The sequence below is a fragment of the Nocardia crassostreae genome (genome assembly GCF_001613405.1).
Lineage (GTDB): Bacteria > Actinomycetota > Actinomycetes > Mycobacteriales > Mycobacteriaceae > Nocardia > Nocardia crassostreae.
In genome coordinates this window covers 466,526-489,643 of the sequence record NZ_BDCH01000017.1, presented here as the reverse complement: position 1 = coordinate 489,643, position 23,118 = coordinate 466,526, and the positions used below count along the sequence as shown (strand labels likewise).

The window sequence follows — 23,118 nt, the reverse complement described above, 5'->3', positions numbered from 1 at the left end:
GGCCCGCCGGATCTCGCTTTGCCGCTGAATCTGGGTTAACTTTTTGAGATGGACGAAGATCGCGCCGCGGCAGCGCTGCCGCTCGGTGAGCGGTTCGCGGACGGACCGTTCCCGCCACACCACCACGGGTGCTTCGGGTGCGGGCCGTCCAATCCGGCCTCGCCGCTCATCGGCTTCGTGCGCCGAGGTGACACGGTAAGCGGCACATTCATGCTGGATCACCGGCATCAGGGCGCGCCGGGGGTGGCGCACGGCGGGATTGTCGCGGCGGCCCTGGACGAGGCGTGCGGCGCCATCCTGGTGCCGCTCGCGCTGCCCGCGGTTACGGTGAAGCTCGATGTCGACTTCCGGGCACCGGCCCGGCTGCATCGGGAATTCGTCGTAACTTCCCTCTTGAGCGGCCGGGACGGGCGCAAGCTGTTCATCGATGCGGTGCTCACCGATGGCGATACCGTGGTCGCGACCGGCCGGGCGATCTTCGTCGAGGTCGACCCGGCCCACTTCACGCGCTTGGGTGCGGATCCGGGAGAACTCTCCAGCGTCGGAGCCTGAGCTCTCCCGGTGGCCGCTCAGCCCAGGCGGCGGATATCGCCGCGGACGCGGTAGAAGCCGCCGCGAGCCGATTCGGCGACCGCGTCGACCACATAGCGCGCGCCCGCCTGGTGAATCTCGCGGGGGAACTGCACATTCCAGTTGCTCTGGTAGCTGGGGGAGACCACGTGCACGCGCAAGTTGACGCCCTCCTGTACGCATTCGACCACAATGCCGTCCCCGGCCTCGGCCACCAATTCCACGGTGGCGCTGGGGGTTACGGCCGAGATCTCCGGGGCCTTCACCGAGACCGTCTCCGGCAGCACGCCCTGTTCCGCGTCGTGGATGGCGGTTTCGCTCACATCCAGGCAGGCCAGGGTGCCATTGGTGGTGACCAGGTAGAGCTTCTCGTCGTGGTACTGCATGGAGTACGCCGAACCGCACCGCGTGGCCAGCTTCCACAGCCGCTGCCCGGCGGAATCGAAGCAGTACACCGAGGAGTGGTTGTCACCGGCGAAGACGTAGCGGCCGTCCGGTGAAGTGGCGCAGGAGAATACGGCCGCATCGCACTGATAGGTGCGCTCGGACTTGCCGTTCTTGGCGACCATCCGCACCTGATTGTGGCTGGTGCCCGCGTACACGGCGTCGGTCTCCTGCCAGCCGAACAGCACCGAGCCGCCGGTCTTGACCTGCCACCGCTGATCACCGCTGGCCAGATCGTAGGTCGTGACGCCGTCGGAATGCCCGTGGTACACGCCATCCCGGTCGATGCGCACCATCCAGCCGGAACTTCCGGTGCTGCGCCGCGACCACAGCGATTCCTCCTCGTGGTCGATGACCGTCAGCCCGCCCTCGCGGTCGGAGACGCCGAGGATGCCGTCGTGAATATCGAGCCAGTAGATGTCGACATTGGCGGCGATATCGTAGGCCGCGCGCGGCACCTTCCCCGACAGGTCGTACACCCGGCCGTCATCGCATCCGGCATAGATCCAGAAATCGTCCGCCACAATGCATTTCACCGCATCCGGCAGCTTGAACCGCCCGGTCACCTCACCGCCCGGGGTCAGCGTGAACACATCGCCGCTCTCATTGCCGACCCAGCAGCGCCGCTCGTCCACGAAGATCCCGAACGCCGCCGCCCCCGAATCGAAAGTCCACAGCACCGGAGCCGATTTCGCGGTCGACCGCTGACTCACGATGGCCCGCCGCGTCACCGGCCGCTTCCCCCGCGCCCCCATGACCGCGGGCGCATACCCCTTCCGCATCTTCTCATTGATCTTCTTCACCGCAGCCGCCTGCGCCTTCGCCTCCGTGGCGAACGAACTCACGCTCCGCTGCCCCGCATCCCCGATCCGCCCGTACCGAATCGTCACTTCCGGCCCCGCCACGACAACTTCATAGAACTTGTGCGCCGAACCGCTGTCCTCGGACAGTTCGAGATAGGTGGTCGCCCCGCTGGTCATGCTCTGCTCCGTGCCTCACGTCAACTGATGTGACGCGAAAGCTAGCAAGCCACACCGACATTCGCTCGCCTTCCAGCCGGACGGATGTCAGAACAGGGTCATGGGGTCGGTGGGGAGGGGGTCGGGGAGGAGGGCCAGGTCGGGGAGGTGGGTGCGGACTTCGGCGTGGAACTGGCGGGCCAGGGTGCGGGCCTGGGAGTTGTCGGGGGTGTGGATGAAGACGGTGGGGGAACGGCCTTCGCGGAGCCAGGTGACGACGGTGCGGATCCAGGGTTGCCACCCGGCGATGGTGGCTTTGGGGTCGTCGCGGCCGTGGTAGCGGACCATGGGGAATTCGGTGAGGGCGCGGGTGCGGCGCGGGACGCGGGGTTTCTTGGACCAGGCTTCGTTCTCGGCGGCGCTGATGGGCGGGGTGTCGAAGAGGACCGTCGTGTCGAAGGTGACCCATTCGGCCGCGGCCGCATTGAGGACCGATTCCAATTGCTGGATGGCGCGGTCGTTCTGGAAGAAGGCGGGGTGGCGGACTTCCACCGCGGCACGGTAATGGACGGGGAGGCCGTCGAGCAGGCGGGCCAGCGCGGAGAGGTCGGTGAAGGATGCCGGGAGCTGGACCCAGGGGGCGTGCAGGCGGCGGCCCAGGGGTTCGATGGCGTCCAGGAATGCGGTCATATCGGCGTCGATGCCGGTGAGGCGGCGGTCGTGGGTGATGGTGCGCGGCAGTTTGACCACGAAACGGAAGTCGGGATCGGTTTGCCGGGCCCAGGATTCGACGGTGCGGCGCTGCGGGGTGGCGTAGAAGGTGGTGTTGCCCTCGACCGCATTGCACCACGAGGAGTAGGTGCGCAGGCGTTCCGCCGGGGGTATAGGTCTCTCCTGCCAGTCCGGGTGTTGCCACATCGCGCATCCCACGTACAACCGCATAGCTGCCACGTTAGGTCAAGGACTTCTTCGGTCGCAGCCAACCGAAGGTAAGCTCCACCGCCCGCCGCCAGTTGTCGTACTCCGCCGCGCGCAGGTCGGGGTCCATGCGCGGTAGCCACTGTGCCGCCACGCGCCAGTTGTGGCGCAGGCCTTCGAGATCGGGCCAATAACCGACCGCCAGGCCTGCCGCGTAGGCCGCGCCGAGGGATACCGTCTCCGCGACGATCGGGCGCATGACCGGTATGTCCAGGACATCCGCCACGATCTGCATGAGCAGGTTGTCGGAGGTCATTCCGCCCGCCACCCGCAGCGCCGCGGCGTGCAGGCCGGAGTCGGCGTTCATGGCCTCCACCACATCGCGAGTCTGCCAGGCGGTGGCCTCGAGCACGGCCCGGGCTATGTGCCCATTGGTGACATAGGAGGTCAGGCCGATGATCAGCCCGCGTGCATCACTGTGCCAATGCGGTGCGTACAACCCGGAGAAGGCGGGCACCAGATAGCAGCCGCCATTGTCTTCGACTGTGCCCGCGAGGGTTTCGATCTCCGGCGCACTGGCGATCAAGCCGATGTTGTCGCGCAGCCACTGCACCAGCGACCCGGTGACCGCGATCGGCCCTTCCAGCGCGTACACCGGCTCCGGACCGACCTGATATCCGATGGTGGTGAGCAGGCCGTGCTGCGACCGCACCAGTTCCCGCCCGGTGTTCATGAGCAGGAATCCGCCTGTGCCATAGGTGCATTCCGTCTCACCCGGCGCGAAACAGGTCTGCCCGAACAGCGCCGCGTGCTGATCGCCCAGCGCCGCCGCGATCCGCACGCCCGGCACCACCCGCCGCGCCGTCCCGAACTCACCGGTCGACGGCTCGATTCGCGGCAGCATGGCCTTCGGAATGCCGAAGAACCGCAGCAGTTCGTCGTCCCAGTCCAGGGTTTCGAGGTTCATGAGCAGTGTGCGCCCCGCATTGGTGACATCGGTGACGTGCACCCCGTGATCCGCTCCGCCGGTGAGATTCCAGATCAACCAGGTCTCCATGGTCTCGAACAGCACCTCGCCGCGTTCGGCGCGATCCCGCAGCCCCGGTACGGAATCCAGCAACCAGCGCAGTCGCGGCGCCGCGAAGTAGGTCGCCAGCGGCAGTCCGCACAACTCCCGGATGCGTTCCGCCCCAGCCGATTCCAGCATCCGATTCACCAGCTCCTCGGTGCGCACGTCCTGCCAGACGATGGCCCGCCCGATCGGCGTCCCGGTGCGCCGGTCCCACACCACCGTCGTCTCCCGCTGATTGGCGATGCCCACCGCCGCCACCTGATCGACGGTGATCCCCGAATCTCGCAGCGCCGCAGGCACGACCCGCTCCACATTGCGCCAGATCTCGAGCGCGTCCTGCTCCACCCACCCGGGCCGCGGATAGTGCTGCCGATGCTCGCGCTGCGCCACCCCGGCCAGCCGGGCGCGCTGATCGAACAGGATGCACCGCGTGGACGTGGTGCCCTGATCGATGGCCAGCACATACCGTTGCGTCATTCGCACCCGCTCCCGTCCCGCATGAAAACCACTGTGCCACTGGGCGATAAGGCCGCCGTGTCCGTGAAAATCATTGTGCCCCACCGAGGTCCCTGGACACCGCCTGCGTCGCATCGCGGACCTGCCCGATCAGTCCGGGCCGGAACCGCAACTGCCCGTCGCAGAGCTGATCGATCGGCCCGCTGATGCCGATCGCGCCGACCACGAGTCCGCCGCGCCCGCGAATCGGCGCGGCGATGCTCGCCTCCGCGGACCGGTACCCGCCGACATCTCCTGCCCATCCGGTCCTGCGCACCTCGGTCAGCGCCCGGCCCAGCACGGCCCGGTCCACGATCGTGCGATGGGTGAAGGCGGGCAGCTCGCCCTCCCGCACCATGGCCGACAGCTGGGAGTCGTAGGCCAGCAGCACCTTCCCCAGCGCGGTGGCGTGCGGCGGCAGCACGGCGCCCACGTCCAGAGCCTGCTCGGTATTGTCCGGCCGGAACACGTGGTGCACCACCGACACCCCGCCGTTCGCGGGCGCGGCGATCCGCACCGACTCCCCGCTGTGGGCGGCCAGCGCATCGGCCCGATTGATCGCCCGCGACCGCAACTCGTTGGCATCCAGATAGCCCCCGCCGAGCTCGTGGATGGCCTGCCCGAGCTGATACTTCCCGCTGACCGGATCCTGCTCGACGAACCCCACGCCCTGTAGCGTCCGCAGAATGCCGTGCGCGGTCGGTTTGGCCAGCCCCAGGGCGGCCGCGATCTCCCCGACGCCGAGCCGCCCGGGGCCGCGCGCGAACAGGCGCAACATGGCCGCGGCGCGCTCGATCGACTGAATCGAACCCGGCATACCCGTAACCTATCAGCTAACCGTTCGGCATTGTCGAACGGCGGCCCTGTCGGGGCGGTCGTTCACTTCGTAGCGTGGACGTCGGGCCCGGCCGCGACCGTGCTCACCTGGGCTAACGGACTCAACGAAGAGATTCCGGAAAGGATCGCGATGACGCAGTATGTCGGGGCCATCGACCAAGGCACGACCTCCACGCGCTTCATGGTTTTCGACCACGGCGGCAATGTGGTTGCCCGCCATCAGATCGAACACGAGCAGATCATGCCGCAGGCCGGGTGGGTGGAACACAATCCGGACGAGATCTGGGAACGCGCCCGCACCGTCATCAAGAGCGCCCTCGTCGGCGCCCGGCTCACCGCGAACGATCTGGCCGCGGTCGGCGTCACCAATCAGCGCGAGACCACCATCGTGTGGAACCGCCGCACCGGACGCCCCTACTACAACGCCATCGTCTGGCAGGACACCCGCACCGACCGCATCATCGCGGAGGTGGAGAAGGCCGGGCACGGCGATCTGATCCGCAGCAAGGCCGGTCTCCCGCCCGCACCGTACTTCTCCGGCGGCAAGGTGAAGTGGATCCTCGACAATGTCCCGGGCGTGCGCGAGCACGCCGAGAACGGCGATGCGCTCTTCGGCACCTCGGACTCCTGGATCATCTGGAATCTCACCGGCGGCACCCGCGGCGGCGTGCACATCACCGATCCGACCAATGCCTCGCGCACCATGCTCATGGACCTCGAAACCCTGGATTGGGACGAGGAACTGCTGGCGGTCTTCGGAATTCCGCGCGCCATGCTGCCCGCCATCGCGCCCTCCTCGAATCCCGAGGGCTTCGGCATGACCAATCCCGACGGCCCCTTCAAGGGCGCGGTCCCGATCGCGGGCGTGCTCGGCGATCAGCAGGCCGCCACCGTCGGCCAGGTGTGCTTCCGCCCGGGTGAGGCCAAGAACACGTACGGCACAGGGAATTTCCTGATGCTGAATACCGGTACAGAGATTGTGCACTCCAAGCACGGCCTGCTGACCACCGTCGCCTACCAGTTCGGCGACGACAAGCCGGTGTACGCCCTCGAAGGCTCGATCGCGGTCACCGGATCGGCCGTGCAGTGGCTGCGCGATCAGCTCGGAATCATTTCCGGCGCATCGCAAATCGAGAATCTGGCCCGGCAGGTGTCCGACACCGGCGGCGTGTACTTCGTGCCCGCCTTCTCCGGCCTGTTCGCACCGTACTGGCGGCCCGATGCGCGCGGCGCCATCGTCGGCCTGTCCCGGTACTCGAACAACGCCCATTTGGCCAGGGCCACACTGGAATCCATCTGCTACCAGACCCGCGACGTGGTCGAGGCCATGCAGCGCGATTCCGGCGTGAAGCTCGAAACCCTGCGCGTGGACGGCGGTGTCACCGCCAATGAACTGGCCATGCAGATCCAGGCCGACTTCCTCGGCGTCCCGGTCTCGCGCCCGGTGGTCGCGGAGACCACCGCGCTCGGCGCGGCCTATGCCGCGGGTCTGGCGGTCGGATTCTGGAACAACACAGACGAACTCGTGGACAACTGGCACGAGGACAAGCGCTGGCAGCCCACCTGGGACGAGGCGAAGCGCGAACGCAAGTACGCCCGCTGGCTGAAAGCTGTTTCGCGCACCCTCGACTGGGTCGATATCGATGACGACGACGAGTAGCGCTGCCCGATGACTCACAACCCCGCTAACAAGGAGCATTTCGTGTCCGCACAACTGGATCCCGCCTACCGCGCCCGGGCCATCAATGCGCTCGGCGACACCGAAATCGACGTGCTGGTCATCGGTGGTGGAGTGACCGGCGCGGGCGCCGCGCTGGACGCCGCCGCCCGCGGCCTGTCGGTCACCCTGGTCGAGGCGCGCGACTTCGCCGCCGGCACCTCGAGCCGGTCCTCCAAGCTCATCCACGGTGGCATGCGCTACCTGGAGATGCTCGACTTCGTCCTGGTCCGTGAGGCTTTGAAGGAACGCGGCCTGCTGCTGTCCAAGCTGGCCCCGCACCTGGTGCACCCGGTGTCGTTCCTGATCCCGCTGCAGCACCGGGTGTGGGAGCGCGCCTACATCGGCGCGGGCGTGGCGCTGTACGACACGCTCGGCGGTGCGCGCGCGGTGCCGATGCACCGGCACCTGTCCCGCACCAAGGCCCTGGAATTGGCTCCGGGTCTGAAGGACGACGCCATGACCGGCGCCATCCGCTACTACGACGCCCAGGTCGACGATGCCCGCCACACCATGATGCTGGCCCGCACCGCCGCCCAGCACGGCGCGACCGTGCTCACCCGCACCAAGGTCGTCGAGCTCATCCGCGAGGGCGAGCGCGTCGTGGGCGCGAAGGTCGAAGACCTCGAAACCGGTCTGGAGCACACCATCCGGGCCCGCACCGTGATCAGCGCGACCGGCGTGTGGACCGACGACATGATCAAGATGACCGGCGTGGACTTCCCGTTCCACGTGCGCATGTCCAAGGGCGTGCACATCATGGTTCCGCGCGAACGCCTGGACATTGGCACCGGCCTGATCATGCGTACCGAGAAGTCCGTGCTGTTCGTCATCCCGTGGGCCGAGCACTGGATCATCGGCACCACCGATACCGACTGGACCCTGGACAAGAACCATCCGACGGCCAGCACCGCCGACGTGCAGTACCTCCTCGACCACGTCAACACCCTGCTGCGCGAACCGCTCACCCGCGCCGACATCGTCGGCACCTATGCGGGCCTGCGCCCGCTCATGACCGGCGCCAACAAGGAGACCTCCAAGCTCTCCCGCGAGCACGCGGTCGCCGAACCGGCCCCCGGCCTGTTCGTCATCGCGGGCGGCAAGTACACCACCTACCGCGTCATGGCCGCCGATGTCGTGGACGCGGCCGCCGCGACCCTCGGCAGTGATGCCCCGCGCTCGACCACCGAGAGCCTGCCCATCCTGGGCGCGGTCGGCTAACAGGACATGCTCGCCGATCTGCCCGGCGTCGCGGCCCGCGCCGACCTCCCGGTCGAGGTCGTCGAGCACCTGCTCGGTCGCTACGGCTCGCTGGCGGAGAACATCTTCGATCTCATCGCCGCCGTTCCCGCCCTGCGGGAGCCGATCCGGGGCGCCGAGGACTACATCGCCGCCGAGGCCGTCTACGCCGTCACCCACGAAGGCGCCCTGCACCTCGACGACATCCTGACCCGCCGCACCCGCATCTCCATCGAGGTGCCGGACCGGGGTCTGGAAGCGGCCGCCGAGATCGCCGGTCTCATCGCGCCCCACCTGGGCTGGGATGCCGACCGCGCCAATGCGGAGATCAACCGCTACTACGACCGCGTGCACGCCGAACTCGCCGCCAACGCGGCCCGGGACGACGAGTCCGCCAATGCCGCGCGCCTGGTCGCCGCGCGCTGATTCGATTCGGCACACAATTCCATAAGCCAACAGCGCCGCGCCGGAGTATTCCGGAGCGGCGCTGTCCGGCGTTTCGTAATCGAATGTGCTGTACCAGCTGGCTTTTCGACAACGATTGCGGACTTGTGTCCGAGGCGCTTTAGCCCCTAGCGTGTTTCTACGTATTTGCTGGACGAAAGACCGTAAAGTCTTGTCCGGACTGGCAGCGACCGCCGACAGGGAGGCGCATCAATGGATTTCAGCACTATCTTTGTCAGTGAGGCACTGGGCACCGGTGTCCTGATCCTGCTCGGCGCAGGGGTGGTAGCCAACGTATTGCTTACAAAGTCGAAAGGCTATGACGGCGGCTGGCTGCTCATTACTTTCGGCTGGGGCCTGGGCGTTTTCGCGGGCGTGTACGCCGCCTACAAGACGGGCGGTCATCTCAATCCCGCGGTCACCATCGGCATGTTGTTCAGCGGCGCTTCGGAGTACGCGCCGGGAATTCCGGTGAACTTCGTCAATACCGTCGCCTACATTTCCGCGCAGCTGGTGGGCGCCTTCCTCGGCGCGTGCGTCGCGTACCTGGCGTACAAGAAGCACTTCGACGAGGAGCCCGACGAGGGCGAGAAGCTGGGCATCTTCGCCACCGGCCCGGCCATCCGCTCCTACTCGTGGAACTTCCTCACCGAGGTCATCGCCACCTTCGCCCTGGTCTTCGTGATCCTGGCCTTCGGCCACACCCCCAGCGGCCTCGGCCCCCTCGCCGCGGCCCTGCTGGTCGTCGGCATCGGCGCCTCCCTCGGCGGCCCGACCGGCTACGCCATCAACCCGGCCCGCGACCTCGGCCCGCCCGGCCCGCGACCTCGGCCCGCGCATCGCCTACGCCCTCCTGCCCACCAAGCGATCGGCCAATATCCTCCCCAAGCGCCTGCCCGCCGAGGTCGCCTCCGGCGGCGCCACCCGCTCGGTCGTTGACGAGAGCCCCGGCGACCCGGTCTCCTCCACCCACAAGAACGCCGACTGGGCCTACTCCTGGGTCCCGGTCCTCGGCCCGCTGGTCGGCGGCGCCCTCGCCGGTCTGGTCGCCCAGCTCTACCTCTAGCCCTCCCCGTGTGAAACAACCACGACCGGGAACTGGTGGCGGGGGCTACTCGCGAAACGCCGCCACCAGTTCCCGGTGATCGTCGGTCCAATTAGGTTGGGGGGACTGGACGAGAGGACGGCGCGTGGGTTGGAGACGGGGCATCGAGGTGCCGGATGGGGAGCGGTGGAATGGGAACATCCACTATCACCGGCTGCTGGGGGAGGCGGTGCGGGCCGGGGGTGCCGTGCTCGATGTCGGGTGTGGTGAAGGGATGCTCGCTCGGCGATTGCATGCTCGCGGCGCGCGGGTGACGGGGATCGATCTCGACGAGGCGGGGATCGAGTTGGCGCGCAAGCAGTCGCCGGAGGGGGAGATCGAGTATGTGTGCGGGGATTTCCTGAGCTACCCGTTCGAGGCGGAATCGTTCGACGGGATCGTCTCGGTGGCGACGCTGCACCACATGGACGCGGCCGCCGGGCTGGTGAAGATGAAGGAATTGCTCCGTCCGGGTGGGACTTTGGCGGTCGTGGGTCTCGCACGTGATGTGCTGCCCCGGGACCTGCCTTGGATCCTCGCGGGCACAGGCGCATTCACATGGTTTCGCCTGACCAAGGCGAAGTGGGAACACCCCTCAACGATCGTCTGGCCGCCCCCGGTGACCTACGCGGAGATGTCCGAGATTGCCCGAGACATGCTGCCCGGCAGCCGATTCCGGCGACACGTGATGTGGAGGTATTCCCTCGCCTGGACCAAGCCTGCGGTGTGATCATTGGCCCAAGTTCGACGGCGACCCGCCACGCCTCCCAGCCCATATCGAGCCGGGCCACGAAGCAGCCGTACTCGTCGCGAAGGACCAATTGGGTTGTCGGGGGCGGCAATCCATTGTCGAGCAGGAGCAGGCGGGTGTGGGATTCCGGTGGGGATTCCGCGCCGCCGTCGATCACCGGGATGACGGCGCCGAGCCGCTTCGTCCCGCGAGCCCTCGGATGTTCCGAGGCGATCGCCGTGATCTCTTCGGCTGCCAGACCCGTTGCGGCGCACAGTGCGTCGAGGATCGGTACCGCCCGATCCCGTGGCAGCCGCCGGGCGATGTCGAAGCCGGTCCGGGCCGGGGGCGTCACGCGAAACCCGTCTATCTCACACCGTTCATGTGCCGCGAAGTCGGCACACACGACCCGGATCCCGAGTGGCGGCCGGGAATGCCCCGCCCGCGCCAACTCCGCGGGCCCGTCGCCGTCGAGCCACCGAACCCGTGCAGCGCCGCGGCGGACAAACCCACCACGACACAGTCCCCCTTCGCCCAGTGCGCCGACGCGCGCGCCCGCCCGGCGGCGTCGAGCACAGCGCCCTTGCGCACGTAGACGTCCGGGAAGACGCGCTCGAACTCGTACTCGCCCCACCCGACACGAAATGTATGCCGAGTCAGGGTTATCCACAGGTCCAGCGAAGGTGAAACGACGGTGACCGGGAACTGGTGGCGGGGGGTACTCGGGGAATGCCGCCACCAGTTCCTTGTGATCGGTTGTCCAGCAATGGGTTCAGCTGATGAGGGCTGAATCCTTTTCCTGGCGTGCGGCTTCGCGGGCGAGGGAGCGGTCGCGTTGTTCTTCGAAGCGGAGGGCGTCTTTGCGGAGTTTTTCTATGTGCTGGCCGAGGACGTTGCGGTAGTAGTCGCCGCGGGGGGTGAAGTCGGTGCGGTCGAAGATGTTCCACTTCTTGAGGACGGGGACGATTACTTCCTCGAGGTGCTGGCGGAGGTCGTAGATGCCGTGTTTGGCCATGAGGACGCCGTTGCGGCGTAAGTTGGGCATGCCCGCGCCGGGCATTTGGAATTGCTGGACGATGTTGGCGATGGCTTCGACGGCTTGGTCGGGGGACAGGTCCAGGGCGGCGCCGACCATATTGCGGTAGAAGATCATGTGCAGGTTTTCGTCGGCGGCAATGCGCTGCAGCATCCTGTCCGCTATGGGGTCATTGCACACTTTGCCGGTATTGCGGTGAGAAACGCGAGTGGCTAATTCCTGGAATGTCACATAGATGACGGAATACATGAATCCGGCAGCCGCATAGATGTGGTTGTGGCCGACGCGGTCGCGGACCAGATGCATGGCGTTGTAGCCGTTGGTCATGTGAATCATGCGGGCCTGTTCCAGGGCGACCGGATCCACGCCGCGGGTCACCACGAGGTAGTCGCGGATAACGATGCCGTGCCGGTTCTCCTCGGCCGTCCAGCGGCCCACCCAGGTGCCCCAGGCGCCGTCCTGGGAGAAGTTCTCGGCGATTTCCCGGTGATAGCTGGGAAGGTTGTCCTCGGTCAGCAGGTTGGTGATCATGGCCGCCTTGGCGACCTCACTGAGCTTCGACTGTTGCGGATCCCAGTCCTGGCCGTCCATAGCTGCAAAGTTGCGGCCCTCATCCCACGGCACGTAGTCGTGCGGATGCCAGTCCTTGGCCATGGATAGATGCCTATTCACATTCTGTTCGGCGACAGGCTCCAACTCGATGAGCAACTCGAGCTGCGTCAGATTCCTGGCCACGTTCGTGTGCCTCCCTCGAAATGGCTCGGCGCTGCGGAATGATGGTGAAAGATCCGGCGATTGCCGCCGTGGGCGAAAAGGACCATCTGGAACGGTTTCAGGGTCCCGCGTGTCGAACAACGAGACTGGTCGGCTTAGCCTCGGATAATCTAGCCCAGTTCGCCGGAGATTGGCTTCAACACCCGCCGCAGTGTTCGCGGCCGGGAGCGTTCGCGAGTTGCAAAACAGTCCTTGACAGCCACGCGGATCGAAATCAGGTTCGCCGCAGCATTGCTACGGAGAGTGAACGATCATGCAGACGCCCAACCGCCGCAAGTTCCCCGACGTCGTCGTCACATCCCTGGCGACCACCACCTCTATCTCGGGAGACGTCGACTCGACCTGGAAGGGCCTACTCAACGGCGAGAGCGGGATCGACGTCCTCGAGGACAGCTGGGTCCAGGATTTCGAACTGCCCGTGCGCATCGGCGGCCACCTCAAGGTCTCCCCGCGCGACCAGGTCAGCCCCGCCGAGCTGCGCCGCCTGTCCTACATCGAGCAGATGGCGCTGGTGCTGGGCCGTGAGGTCTGGAAGAACGCCGGGAATCCGGAGGTGGACCGCGACCGCCTGGGCGTCGCCATCGGCACCGGCCTCGGCGGCGCGGAATGCCTGATCGTGGCGCGCGACAAGCTCGAGACCGGCGGCTACCGCAAGGTCTCGCCGCTGACCGTGCAGACCGTCATGCCCAATGGCGCGGCCGCCGTGGTCGGCACCGAACTGCGGGCGGGCGCCGGTGTGCGAACGCCGGTTTCGGCCTGTTCATCCGGTTCCGAGGCCATTGCCAATGCCTGGCAGATGATCGTCATGGGCGATGCCGACATGGTCGTCACCGGCGGCGTCGAGGGCGGCATCCACGTGCTGCCGATCGCCGGATTCTCCATGATGCGCGCCATGAGCACCCGCAACGACGATCCCAAGGCCGCCTCCCGCCCCTTCGACCGGGACCGAGACGGCTTCGTCTTCGGCGAGGCCGGAGCACTCATGGTCATCGAGACCGAGGAGCACGCCAAGGCGCGCGGCGCCACCATCCACGCGCGCATCATGGGCGCGGGGATCACCTCCGACGGTTTCCATCTCGTCGCCCCGGATCCGGAGGGCACCGGCGCCGCGCGCGCCATGACCCGCGCCATGGAGAACGCCGGAATCTCCAAATCCGATGTCACACATATCAATGCGCACGCCACCGCCACCCCCATCGGTGATACGGCGGAGGCCAATGCCATTCAGCAAGCGGTGGGCAATCACGCTGCGGTGTATGCGCCCAAGTCGGCGCTGGGCCACTCCATCGGCGCGGTGGGTGCGCTGGAATCGGTGCTCACCGTCCTGGCGGTGCGCGACGGAATCATCCCGCCCACGCTGAATTTGGACAATCAGGACCCCGAAATCGACCTCGACGTGGTGAAGGGACAGGCCCGGCCCGGGAACTACGACTACGCCCTGAACAACTCCTTCGGCTTCGGCGGGCACAATGTCGCACTCGCCTTCGGTCGGTACTGAGTGTCCGGGATCGTCACACCTGCTAGTCTTCCTCAGCCCCAGCTAATTCCCGGGCTCCTGTGTCGATCTTTGTTCGGTGCCACTGCGCAGTCATGGCTGTGAGTTGAAAAAGGATAGGGAATGATCGGCGAGACCACTTTCGATGACTTTCTGGACGAGCACGGCAACATCTCGCTCCCCGACAACAAGACGATGATCGACCTGGTCGACCATCACACCGCGGAGTGTGGCGACGAACTCGCCTACCGCTACGTCGACTATTCGCGCGAACGCGACGGTGAGTACTTCGAACTCACCTGGAATCAGTTCGGCGTCCGGCTGCGCGCGGTGGCCGCCCGGTTGCAGCAGGTCACGCAGCCCGGCGACCGGGTGGCCATCCTCTGTCCGCAGGGGCTGGAGTACATCGTCGCCATGTACGGGGCGGTGTACGCGGGCAATATCGCCGTGCCGCTGTTCGAACCGGACGAGCACGGGCACTCCGACCGCCTGCACGCGGTGCTCGACGACTGTCAGCCCGCGGCCATTCTCACGGTGGGATCGGCCGCGGCCGGGGTGCGCGAGCTGTTCCGGGAGCTGCCCGCTCCGCAGCGGCCGCGCATCATCGCCGTGGAGATGATCCCGGACAGCGTGGGCGCGACCTGGGTGCGCCCGGAGATCAATATCGACAGCGTGGCGTACCTGCAGTACACCTCGGGCTCCACCCGCACCCCGGCGGGCGTGGAGATCACCCACCGGGCCGTGGGCACCAATCTGTTCCAGATGATCAGCGCCATCGGCATCAACGAGAAGGCGCGCGGGGTCACCTGGCTGCCCATGTTCCACGATATGGGCCTGCTGACGGTCATCCTGCCGACATTGGGCGGCAAGTTCATCACCGTCATGTCGCCCAGCGCCTTCGTGCGCCGCCCGTACCGCTGGATCAAGGAGCTGGCGGCGCAGGAGGACGGCGCCGAGATCTACGCGGCCGCACCGAATTTCGCCTTCGAGCACGCGGCGGTCCGGGGTAAGCCCAAGCCCGGCGAGGAACTGGATCTGTCCCGCGTCATCGGCCTGATCAACGGCAGCGAGCCGGTCTCGGTGACCTCGATGAAGAAGTTCAACGAGGCCTTCGAGCCCTACGGCCTGCCCAAGACCGCCATCAAGCCGTGCTACGGCATGGCGGAGGCCACGCTGTTCGTCTCGGCCACCCGGCGCGACGACGAGGCGCGGGTGGTCTACGTCGACCGCGGCGAACTCAATGCCGGGCGCATGACCGAGGTGAACCCGGATGCGGAAAACGCTGTGGCACAGGTGTCCTGCGGCTACGTCGCGCTCTCGCAGTGGGCCGTGATCGTCGATCCCGAGACCGGCGCCGAACGGCCCGAGGGCGAGGTCGGCGAGATCTGGCTGCACGGGCAGAACATGGGCATCGGCTACTGGGGCCGCCCCGAGGAATCCGAGGCGACCTTCCACAACAAGCTCACCGCGCGGCAGCCGCACAGTCACGCGGAAGGCGCCGAGCCGGACGCGAACTGGATGCGCACCGGTGATTTCGGCGCCTACCTCGACGGTGAGCTCTACATCACCGGCCGCGTCAAGGATCTGGTGATCGTGGACGGCCGCAACCACTATCCGCAGGATCTGGAATACAGCGCGCAGGAGTCCAGCACCGCATTGCGGCCGGGATTCGTTGCGGCCTTCTCGGTTTCGTCCGACGAGATGCCCGCCGACGTCTTCGACCGCGGCATCGACACCGGCACCGAGCAACTGGTGATAGTGGCCGAACGCGGTACGGGCGCAGCGAAACTCGATCCCGAGCCGATCACCGAGACGGTGCGCGCCGCCATTGCCAAGCGGCACGGCGTGACCGTCCGGGATCTGTTGCTGGTGCCCGCGGGCTCGATTCCGCGGACGTCCAGCGGCAAGATCGCGCGGCGGGCCTGCAAGGCCGCCTACGTCGAGGGCACCCTGCGCGGCGGCCACCGCCAGCAGGCCTTCCCGGACGAAGCGGAATAGCCGGAAAGCCGTGCCGCCGAAGCACTCTCACATGGTGTCGGCGGTACGGCTGACCTCGTAGCCGAGCAGTCGTTCGGCCTCTTCGATACCGCCCTGCAGGTCGCCGACCGCGTTCATCTTGGACAGATCCAGGCCGATCGCCACAAGGGTGAGCGCGATCTCCGAGGACAGCCCGGTAATGATGACGCTGGCGCCCATCAGCCCGGAGGCGTCCACCGTCTGCACCAGGTGATTGGCCACCGTGGAGTCGATGGTCGGCACACCGGTGATATCGATGACGACCACCTTGGCGCGATTGCCGCGAATGGCGCGCAGCAGCTGTTCGGTCAGCTGCCGGGCCCGCTGCGAGTCCAGCACGCCGATGATGGGCAGGATGAGCAATTGCTCGCGCACCTGCAGCACCGGGGTGGAGAGCTCGCGAATGGCCTCCTGCTGCTGGCGGATGATGCGCTCGCGCTCCTCCACGAAGGAGACGCCGACGGTATTGGCGATGCGGTTGGCCGCGGGCTCGTACGCGTCGAGCACGAGATTGAGCAGTTCGAAGTCGGTCTGATACTTCTCGAACAGCGAGCGCGCCAGCACATCTCGCAGCAGCAGCACGATCCCGAGCACCTCGTCGGTCTCGACGCCGCGCGGAATGATGCGTTCGGACAGATCGCGGGCGTAGTTCTGCAGGGCTTCGACGCTACCGGTCTCCAGCGCGTCGACGTAGTTGTCGTAGACCGAGGTGGCCTCGGAGAAGATCTCGTCCGGGGTCATGGCGGTGAGCAATTGGGCATCGGTAATGCGACGCGCCCATTCCTGCCGCAGTTGGGTGCGGTTCTGGCGCAGATGCTCGACCAGTTCGGACAGCAGGGGTTCGCCCGGTCTGTCCACCAGCAGGGAGTTGTCGATATGGCTTGCACGCGATGTCATGGTTCTCCAAGACGCTACCGCCGGATGTTTGCTGTTGCGCTGACGCGAATGTGCCATGAGCCAGCCGAGCCTATTCGCACCGTTGCGGAGTTATGAACGATTTCTCGTCAAGGCTCCCTGACACGAGATGTCGGTAATCTCCTGATTATCCGACCGGTCCGTACACTTTCTGGCCGTGTGGACTCCCACCCGGACCGGGCTCCTCCTTGTGGTCGGCGCTGCGCTACTGGCACTTTCCGCACCCGCTCCGCGAGCAGCGTCCCTGTCCGGACAGCCGCCCGCGCCTGCCGTCTGCGGGACGCCGCTGTCCTCCGACGAGATTGCCACCATAGCCCGTCTGTCGGATACCTCCGACCTGCCGGGCAACTCCCTGGCGCGGCTGGAGCTCGCGGTGCAGCGTAACCAGCGGATCACCCGCATCCTGGCCGAGCACCGCGACCGGCGCGGGCTGTTCGGCATCGGGCTCGACGGCGTCGAGGAGGTGGCGGTCATGCCCTTGCAGCGCGATCCGCTCGCCTTCGCGGACCGGGAGTTCGCGCATGCCATCAGCTTCGAGTTGCTGCGCCGCTACCTGGACAATCTGCATGCCGAATTCACCGGCGGCGCGGTCGAATCGCACTGGGCGCGGTACTTCGCGCTGGCCGCCCGGTGCGAGCTGTCGGGGGCGCGGGTGGCCATGTCGGGCTACAACGCGCACCTGACCGTGGATCTGGCCTATTCGATCGCCGCCATCGGCACGAAACCACACAATGCGCCCGACTACTTCACGATCGTCGCTGCCATCGCGGGCGCGGGCGAGGTGATCGTCGATCGCACCAAACGGGTCTACGACGCGGATCTGGGGCCGCTGTGGCGCTTCTACTTCCTCGGCGAGGGCCTGGATCTGCTGGTCGGCAGGGGTGTGGCCACCCGGCAACTGCTCATTGCCGCGGACCTCGGCGCGAATGTGGTGATCTTCGGCAATGGTCTCGCGCTCCAGGATCCCGCCTTGCGCGAGGCGACCGCGCTGGAGATCACCGCGCTCTCGGATTCCGCCGAAGTCGCATTCGAGGTGCTGGCGCAGTTGCGCGCGCTGTGAGGCCCGTTCGCGCCACTACTCCGGCGTGCTCTTGGCGGGCACGACGCCCCCGTCGGCATGGCGGACATCCCGGCCCGGGGCGTGCCGCGCGACCGAGAGCGGGCGCACCGGACCGCGATTGGCCGCCTTGGCCCAGTACATGCTGTAGTCCGCGGCCTGCAGCAGATCGTCGGCGGTGGTGTGGGCCGCGAACTCCACCGCGACGCCGACGCTGGCGGTGACGGTGAGCCGGTGCCCGTGCACCTCGAACGGCCGGGCGAAGGTGCGGCGCACGCACTGCGCGAGCGGATCGATATCGGCCTCGGAATGCGGGACCAGAATGACGAATTCATCGCCGCCCACCAGGGCGACCAGCTGGTCCGGGGTGGTGCAGGCATCCAGCCGGGCGGCGGCCTGGACCAGTAGTTCGTCGCCGATGGCGTGGCCGAAGGTGTCGTTCACGGCCTTGAACCGATCCAGATCCACATAGCAGAGCCCGATGCGGGCGCCCGGTTCGGCGAAGGCGGCGGTCAGGGCGTCGAAGAAGCGGGAGCGATTGGCCAGCCCGGTCAGCTGATCGTGATGGGCGCGGTAGTGCAGGCGTTCGCGCAGTGCGCGCCGTTCGGAGATGTCCTCCACCAGGATCAGCGTGTACCGCGGCTCCCCGTGGTCGTCGCGGATGAGCGAGACATTGATATTCGTCCACACCGTGCGCCCGTCGCGATGCGGATACGCCTTCTCCAGCTGGACATTGTCGACATCGCCGCGCAGCACCGCCGCGTACAGCGGCCACATGCCCGGATCGTCCTCGGGATGGGAGAGTTCGGTGACCGACAGCGCACACATCTCAGCCGGTGTATAGTCGAGCATCTCCGCGAAGGCGGCGTTCACCTCGATGATGCGTCCGGTCATATCGGACAATCCGGTCCCAATTCCGGCCTGTGCGAACACCGCTCGGAATCGGGCCTCGCTGGCGCGCAGCTGTTCCTGGACCCGCATGCGCGCGGTGATCTCGGCGGTTCGCACGCTTTCCTGTTCGGCCAGCAGCCAGGTCCGGAAGGCGCGGATGTACCCGGTTGTGAACACGCCCAGCAGTTCTGCGATCCGGTCGGTCGGTATTCCATCGCGGGTGAAGTAGGCATCGAGAACGGCGACGCTGCGGCCCAGCACCTCATTGCCGACGAAATGCGCACGCGCCAGTTCCGAGCCGAGTTCGGCCACCCGATCGGCCGCCGAATCGCCCCGCGCCGCCGTCGCGAAATCATTGGCGAGCCTGGTGAGCAGGGCGAAGGCCTCGGCGCGGCTCATGGGCACGACGTGGTCGCGGACTCCGCTGTCGAGCGCGGCTGCCCACTGTTCGACCAAGCCGGCGTGCGGGCCACCCTGCTTCGGCCCACCCCCGGGATCCGACGCCATGGGGGTTGATGGTAGCCCGACCAGTCTGCGGCCGCTAACGCCGCACCGCCCGCCCGGGTTGCGATACCATTGCGGCGCTTCATGATTGGCCGTGAAGTAGCTTGATTGCAGAAGGGGATGCGATCCGATGACCAGACCGAGTTGGGCTCCCGAGGGGATCGATCTGGATCGCCCCAGCGCCTCGCGAGTGTACGACTACTTCGTCGGCGGCATGCACAATTTCGAGATCGATCGCGAATTGGCGCACATGATCGAGAAGTTCACCCCGAATGTCGCGGAGACCATGCGCGCCAACCGGGATCTGCTGCGCCGCTGTGTGCGACATCTGACCGATGTCGGCATCGACCAGTTCCTCGACCTCGGCTCCGGCATTCCCACGGTCGGCAATGTGCACGAGGTGGCGCAGGCCCGCAATCCGCAGGCCCGCGTGGTGTACGTGGACATCGATCCGGTCGCGGTCGCGCACAGCCAGGCGATTCTGGCCGGTAACGACAATGCCGCCATCATTCATGCCGATGTGGCCGATCCGGATTCCATCCTGAACGCGCCGGAGGTGGCGCGGCTGCTGGACTTCTCCCGTCCGGTAGCCGTCCTGCTGCTCGGCGTCCTGCATTTCGTCCCGGACGAGGCCGATCCGGCGGGCGCGGTGGCGCGGCTGCTGGCGGCGTGCGCGCCCGGCAGCCATGTGGCTATCACGCATGCCACCTCCGACGGTCAGCCGCAGGAGGTGCTGGACGCGCAGAAGCTGTCCGGCCGCACCTCCACCGAGATCGTGCTGCGTGGTCGCGACGAGATCGCGGCGTACTTCCTGGACTGGACGGTGCTCGAGCCCGGGTTGGTGCTGCTGCCGCTGTGGCGGCCGGAGAATCCGGCCGATGTCGGCGAGCATCCGGAGCATTCGGGCGCCTACGGCGGGCTCGCCCGCAAGGACTGACCGCCCCCGCAGGGGACCGGGAGCTACGGCGCGATCAGCGGAATGCTCAGTTGCCGCAGCGCGCCGCCGGGTTCCAGCACCACGCTGTCGTCGATATTGCCGATGACGACGGGTACGAATCCAGTGGTCTTGACGAGGTCCGCGACCCGGCACAGCGCCGCGGGATGATCACCGGCCATGGGGGCGACGATGCGGCCCAGCGAGGTGAGCGGACCGGAGCGGTACATGGGCGTGGTGGAGTTGTTGAAGGCCTTGACCAGCTGCGCCTTCGGCACCAGCTCCGCGACGATGGCACTGGTCGGCCGGTTGTCGGTATCGACGACGGTGACGTTCCCGTAGGCGTCGCGCGCGAACGGATTGGTCGGATCGATCCAGATCTTGCCGTCCAGCGGCGGCAATTCGGCGGCGAGCGCCGCGAGTTGATTCCATTGCACCGCGCCGACCAGCAATGACGCCGCATCGGTGACCTCGTCCACCGGCGCTGCCCGGGTATGGCGCAGCCCCCTGTCGGCCAGGGTCGCCGTCAACGCCTCCAGGTGGCGGCTGGCGATGTGCACGGTGTGCCCGGCCCGATCGAACAGTCCCGCCAGGCTCAGGCCGATGAGGCCCGCGCCGAAGATTCCCACATCCATCGAACCCCCAAGGGCTACTCGGGTGGAGATCGGTCAACCTTTCCAGTATGGACCGGTTGCCCCGATCCGCTGGGGATCGCGGCAACCGGTCGTCACAATTGCTGCTCACGCGGCGGCGCTCACCTCCTCGGCGGTGCGGGCCGGGCGGCGGAAGGTCGCCACGGCCGCGGCGGCGGCCAGCACCGCGATGACGGCGGCCGATCCGAAGGCGGCGGCGAAGCCGTCGGTGAGAGCCGCTGTGTCACCGAGCTTTTCGGCGCCCGCCGCGGAGGCGATGGCCGTGACGGCGGCCAGGCCGAGCGCGGAGCCGATCTGATAGCCGGTGTTCACGATGCCCGAGGCCAGCCCGCCCTCCTCCGGCGGCGCGGACGAGATGGCGGTCTGCAGGGACGGGACGAAGGCCAGGGACATGCCGAGCGCCGCGACCAGCGAACCGGGCAGCACGTCGATCCAGAAGTTGCCGTCGGGACGGATGAACGACAGCCAGGCCAGTCCGGCGGCCAGCACCAGCAGTCCGGCGATGATCATGGTGCGAGCGCCGAAGCGGGCGAACAACTTCGGGGACAGGGCGATCATCCCGACCATGATGAGAGCGGTCATGGGCAGCAGCGCCGCGCCGGACGGGAAGGCGGAGTAGCCGAGCACCTGCTGCAGGTAGAGGTTCAGGAAGAACCACATGGGCACCCACGCCGCGCCGAGCAGCACCTGGGCCAGATTGGCCGCGCCCAGATTGGGGGAGCGGAAGATGGCCAGCGGCATGAGCGGATCCTTGCGGCGGATCTGAATGCCGACGAAGGCGATCAGCAGCAGCGCGGCCAGGCCCAGGACGCCCCAGGTCTCGCCGGAGAACCAGCCGGTCTCCGGCGCCCGCACCACGGCGAACACGGCCGCGCCCAGGCCGAGGGTGGCGGTGGCCGCGCCGAGCAGGTCGACCGAGCCGTGCGGGGCCAGCGCGCCGCCCGGCACGAGGGCGGGAGCCGCGATCAGAGCCAGTAGGGCGATCGGGATATTGATATAGAAAACCCAAGGCCACGAGGCGTATTCGGTAATGACGCCGCCCAGGAAGACACCGGCCGTGCCGCCCGCGGGCGCGGCCGCGCCGTAGACCGCGAACGCCTTGGTCAGCTCGCGCGGATTACCGCCGAACAGCATCATGAGCAGCGTCAGCGCCGACGGGGCGATGAGCGCCGCGCCCGCGCCCTGGACGCCGCGCCCGATGAGCTCGACGGTCGCGGTGGAGGCGATACCCGCCACCAGTGATCCGGCGCCGAGTACGGCCCAGCCGAGCTGGAAGATGCGCCGCGCGCCGAGAATGTCGGACAGCTTGCCGCCCAGCAGCAGCAGTCCGCCGAAGACCACCACGTAGGCGTTGAAGACCCAGGACAGGTTCTCCTGCGAGAACCCCAGGGCCTGCTGCATTTCCGGCAGCGCCACGCCGATGATCGAGGTGTCCATGATGACCATGAACTGGGCCAGGGCTATGAGGGAGAGGGCGATCCACCGTCGCGAGGACGGTGGCGCCGAGTGTGCGGTGGACATGTGAATCACTCCTTGGCAGAGGGAAATTCGGCCTCACTTGTATACCTATGGGGGGTATCTGGAGGGAATGGCTCCGCGCAGTGATTCATTTCATACCCTATGGGGGTATCTAAACCTCGTGTGGTTCGGCGATGCTCGCGTATTCGGCCAATGCGGCCACGGCGCTCCCGAGTCGCTCCCGGACGCCCGGATCGGCCACCGTCCCATCCACGCCGACCATGTCGCGCAGCATCGTGATGCGCCCGCACGCGGATTCGGCGATATCGGCCCCGACATAGCCCAGTACCGTGCGCAGGGTAGCCACCGCCGCGTCGCCGCGCCCCTCGGTCGCGACATTGATCCAGGCGACGGGCTTGCCGTACAGATCCCCGGCGCCGACCGTCCATTCGAGCAGGTTCTTCAGGCTGCCCGGAATCATGCCCGCGTACTCGGGCGTGCAGATCAGGACGGCATCCGCCGCGCCGAGCTCGGTCCGCAGCGCCGCCACCGCAGGCGGTGCGGGCTGATCGCCGGGGATGAAGGCGGGCAGCTCGACCAGCCCGCCGTAGACCCGCGTCTCGATCTCCGGGGGCGCGATGGCGGCAATCGTCCGCAGGGCGGCCGTATTCGTGGAGGTGTCGCGGGTGCTGCCCGAGATCAACAGGATTCGCCTGGGTGTGCTCACCCCGTGGGCAACGTGCTGGTGCAAGAGCGTATTTCACGGTGTTGTCTCACTCAGTGAGAGTTACTGCAACACGAGGTGTCACTTTCTTTCGCCTTGGGTATCGTAACGATCATGGGCGCTGTCCCGGACAGTCGTTAACGTCCGGATTC

General features: G+C 67.2%; 19 protein-coding genes and 1 pseudogene. 10 read left to right on the top strand and 10 right to left on the bottom strand.

The annotated features are described in order from the left end of the window. Positions 1–48 precede the first annotated feature (48 nt). On the top strand, positions 49–552 hold the full coding sequence (locus NC4_RS18735) for a PaaI family thioesterase (RefSeq protein WP_067539818.1): 504 nt from the start codon (positions 49–51) through the stop codon (positions 550–552). A 17-nt stretch (positions 553–569) separates the two neighbouring features. Here the strand turns inward: NC4_RS18735 and NC4_RS18730 are convergent, their stop codons facing one another. The 4 genes from NC4_RS18730 to NC4_RS18715 form a co-directional block, all read right to left on the bottom strand. After that, positions 570–1,994: a WGR domain-containing protein gene (locus tag NC4_RS18730; RefSeq protein WP_067539815.1), complete on the bottom strand. Its 1,425-nt coding sequence runs from the start codon at positions 1,992–1,994 to the stop codon at positions 570–572. An 87-nt stretch (positions 1,995–2,081) separates the two neighbouring features. Next, positions 2,082–2,915, bottom strand: a complete 834-nt coding sequence (locus tag NC4_RS18725) for a DUF72 domain-containing protein (RefSeq protein ID WP_067539812.1) — start codon at positions 2,913–2,915, stop codon at positions 2,082–2,084. Positions 2,916–2,925: 10 nt separating this feature from the next. Then, entirely contained in the window at positions 2,926–4,440 is a 1,515-nt protein-coding gene (gene glpK, locus NC4_RS18720; protein WP_067539810.1) for a glycerol kinase GlpK, read from the bottom strand. A 70-nt stretch (positions 4,441–4,510) separates the two neighbouring features. After that, positions 4,511–5,275, bottom strand: a complete 765-nt coding sequence (locus NC4_RS18715) for an IclR family transcriptional regulator (protein ID WP_067539808.1) — start codon at positions 5,273–5,275, stop codon at positions 4,511–4,513. A 150-nt stretch (positions 5,276–5,425) separates the two neighbouring features. Here NC4_RS18715 and glpK (NC4_RS18710) point away from each other — a divergent pair, with 150 nt between their 5' ends. The 5 genes and pseudogenes from glpK (NC4_RS18710) to NC4_RS18695 all read left to right on the top strand — a co-directional run bounded on the left by glpK (NC4_RS18710) (position 5,426) and on the right by NC4_RS18695 (position 10,509). Further along, positions 5,426–6,955, top strand: a complete 1,530-nt coding sequence (gene glpK / locus NC4_RS18710; protein WP_067539806.1) for a glycerol kinase GlpK — start codon at positions 5,426–5,428, stop codon at positions 6,953–6,955. Between the two features lie 9 nt (positions 6,956–6,964). Further along, positions 6,965–8,677 (top strand): annotated as a pseudogene (gene glpD / locus NC4_RS18705) (glycerol-3-phosphate dehydrogenase). 231 nt (positions 8,678–8,908) lie between these two features. Then, a complete protein-coding gene (locus tag NC4_RS18700; RefSeq protein ID WP_084529328.1) occupies positions 8,909–9,634 on the top strand; it encodes an MIP/aquaporin family protein in 726 nt (241 codons plus the stop codon). Then, positions 9,534–9,761, top strand: a complete 228-nt coding sequence (locus NC4_RS42815) for a hypothetical protein (protein WP_369690768.1) — start codon at positions 9,534–9,536, stop codon at positions 9,759–9,761. The genes NC4_RS18700 and NC4_RS42815 overlap by 101 nt, the downstream gene beginning before the upstream one ends. 124 nt (positions 9,762–9,885) lie before the next feature. Continuing rightward, the gene (locus tag NC4_RS18695) at positions 9,886–10,509 is read left to right on the top strand and encodes a class I SAM-dependent methyltransferase (RefSeq protein ID WP_369690766.1); all 624 of its coding nucleotides are present in this window, start codon (positions 9,886–9,888) and stop codon (positions 10,507–10,509) included. Between the two features lie 772 nt (positions 10,510–11,281). Here the strand turns inward: NC4_RS18695 and NC4_RS18685 are convergent. Continuing rightward, positions 11,282–12,280 carry an acyl-ACP desaturase gene (locus tag NC4_RS18685; protein WP_067539799.1) on the bottom strand — a complete coding sequence of 333 codons (999 nt, stop codon included), beginning with the start codon at positions 12,278–12,280 and terminating at the stop codon, positions 11,282–11,284. A gap of 292 nt (positions 12,281–12,572) precedes the next feature. Here NC4_RS18685 and NC4_RS18680 point away from each other — a divergent pair, with 292 nt between their 5' ends. Both NC4_RS18680 and fadD32 read left to right on the top strand, forming a co-directional pair. Further along, positions 12,573–13,817: a KasA/KasB family beta-ketoacyl-ACP synthase gene (locus tag NC4_RS18680; RefSeq protein WP_067539796.1), complete on the top strand. Its 1,245-nt coding sequence runs from the start codon at positions 12,573–12,575 to the stop codon at positions 13,815–13,817. A gap of 120 nt (positions 13,818–13,937) precedes the next feature. Then, on the top strand, positions 13,938–15,812 hold the full coding sequence (fadD32, locus tag NC4_RS18675; RefSeq protein ID WP_067539793.1) for a long-chain-fatty-acid--AMP ligase FadD32: 1,875 nt from the start codon (positions 13,938–13,940) through the stop codon (positions 15,810–15,812). Between the two features lie 27 nt (positions 15,813–15,839). Here the strand turns inward: fadD32 and NC4_RS18670 are convergent, their stop codons facing one another. Then, positions 15,840–16,727, bottom strand: coding sequence for an STAS domain-containing protein (locus NC4_RS18670; protein WP_067539790.1), 888 nt, complete (start codon positions 16,725–16,727; stop codon positions 15,840–15,842). Positions 16,728–16,902: 175 nt separating this feature from the next. Here NC4_RS18670 and NC4_RS18665 point away from each other — a divergent pair, with 175 nt between their 5' ends. Then, positions 16,903–17,805 (top strand): DUF5995 family protein, encoded by a 903-nt coding sequence (locus NC4_RS18665; protein ID WP_067539787.1) that lies wholly within the window; start codon positions 16,903–16,905, stop codon positions 17,803–17,805. A 15-nt stretch (positions 17,806–17,820) separates the two neighbouring features. Here NC4_RS18665 and NC4_RS18660 read toward each other — a convergent pair whose 3' ends face one another. Further along, complete coding sequence (locus tag NC4_RS18660; RefSeq protein WP_067539785.1) at positions 17,821–19,200, bottom strand: GGDEF domain-containing protein; 1,380 nt, start codon at positions 19,198–19,200, stop codon at positions 17,821–17,823. 127 nt (positions 19,201–19,327) lie between these two features. On the opposite strand from NC4_RS18660, the gene NC4_RS18655 reads away from it, so the two are divergent. Further along, the gene (locus NC4_RS18655) at positions 19,328–20,134 is read left to right on the top strand and encodes an SAM-dependent methyltransferase (RefSeq protein WP_067539782.1); all 807 of its coding nucleotides are present in this window, start codon (positions 19,328–19,330) and stop codon (positions 20,132–20,134) included. 23 nt (positions 20,135–20,157) lie between these two features. Here NC4_RS18655 and NC4_RS18650 read toward each other — a convergent pair whose 3' ends face one another. The 3 genes from NC4_RS18650 to NC4_RS18640 form a co-directional block, all read right to left on the bottom strand. Continuing rightward, positions 20,158–20,766 (bottom strand): NADPH-dependent F420 reductase, encoded by a 609-nt coding sequence (locus NC4_RS18650; RefSeq protein ID WP_067539779.1) that lies wholly within the window; start codon positions 20,764–20,766, stop codon positions 20,158–20,160. A gap of 105 nt (positions 20,767–20,871) precedes the next feature. Then, the gene (locus tag NC4_RS18645) at positions 20,872–22,305 is read right to left on the bottom strand and encodes an MFS transporter (protein ID WP_067539982.1); all 1,434 of its coding nucleotides are present in this window, start codon (positions 22,303–22,305) and stop codon (positions 20,872–20,874) included. 109 nt (positions 22,306–22,414) lie between these two features. Then, on the bottom strand, positions 22,415–22,969 hold the full coding sequence (locus NC4_RS18640) for an NADPH-dependent FMN reductase (protein ID WP_067539776.1): 555 nt from the start codon (positions 22,967–22,969) through the stop codon (positions 22,415–22,417). Between the last annotated feature and the right edge of the window lie 149 nt (positions 22,970–23,118).

Coding starts and splice junctions, on each gene's coding strand:
- fadD32 (WP_067539793.1), top strand. CDS start 13,938: ATGATCGGCGAGACCACTTTCGATGACTTTCTGGACGAGCACGGCAAC.
- NC4_RS18725 (WP_067539812.1), bottom strand. CDS start 2,915: ATGCGGTTGTACGTGGGATGCGCGATGTGGCAACACCCGGACTGGCAG.
- NC4_RS18680 (WP_067539796.1), top strand. CDS start 12,573: ATGCAGACGCCCAACCGCCGCAAGTTCCCCGACGTCGTCGTCACATCC.
- NC4_RS18715 (WP_067539808.1), bottom strand. CDS start 5,275: ATGCCGGGTTCGATTCAGTCGATCGAGCGCGCCGCGGCCATGTTGCGC.
- NC4_RS18700 (WP_084529328.1), top strand. CDS start 8,909: ATGGATTTCAGCACTATCTTTGTCAGTGAGGCACTGGGCACCGGTGTC.
- NC4_RS18735 (WP_067539818.1), top strand. CDS start 49: ATGGACGAAGATCGCGCCGCGGCAGCGCTGCCGCTCGGTGAGCGGTTC.
- glpK (WP_067539806.1), top strand. CDS start 5,426: ATGACGCAGTATGTCGGGGCCATCGACCAAGGCACGACCTCCACGCGC.
- NC4_RS18660 (WP_067539785.1), bottom strand. CDS start 19,200: ATGGCGTCGGATCCCGGGGGTGGGCCGAAGCAGGGTGGCCCGCACGCC.
- glpK (WP_067539810.1), bottom strand. CDS start 4,440: ATGACGCAACGGTATGTGCTGGCCATCGATCAGGGCACCACGTCCACG.
- NC4_RS18650 (WP_067539779.1), bottom strand. CDS start 20,766: ATGGATGTGGGAATCTTCGGCGCGGGCCTCATCGGCCTGAGCCTGGCG.
- NC4_RS18670 (WP_067539790.1), bottom strand. CDS start 16,727: ATGACATCGCGTGCAAGCCATATCGACAACTCCCTGCTGGTGGACAGA.
- NC4_RS18645 (WP_067539982.1), bottom strand. CDS start 22,305: ATGTCCACCGCACACTCGGCGCCACCGTCCTCGCGACGGTGGATCGCC.
- NC4_RS18730 (WP_067539815.1), bottom strand. CDS start 1,994: ATGACCAGCGGGGCGACCACCTATCTCGAACTGTCCGAGGACAGCGGT.
- NC4_RS18655 (WP_067539782.1), top strand. CDS start 19,328: ATGACCAGACCGAGTTGGGCTCCCGAGGGGATCGATCTGGATCGCCCC.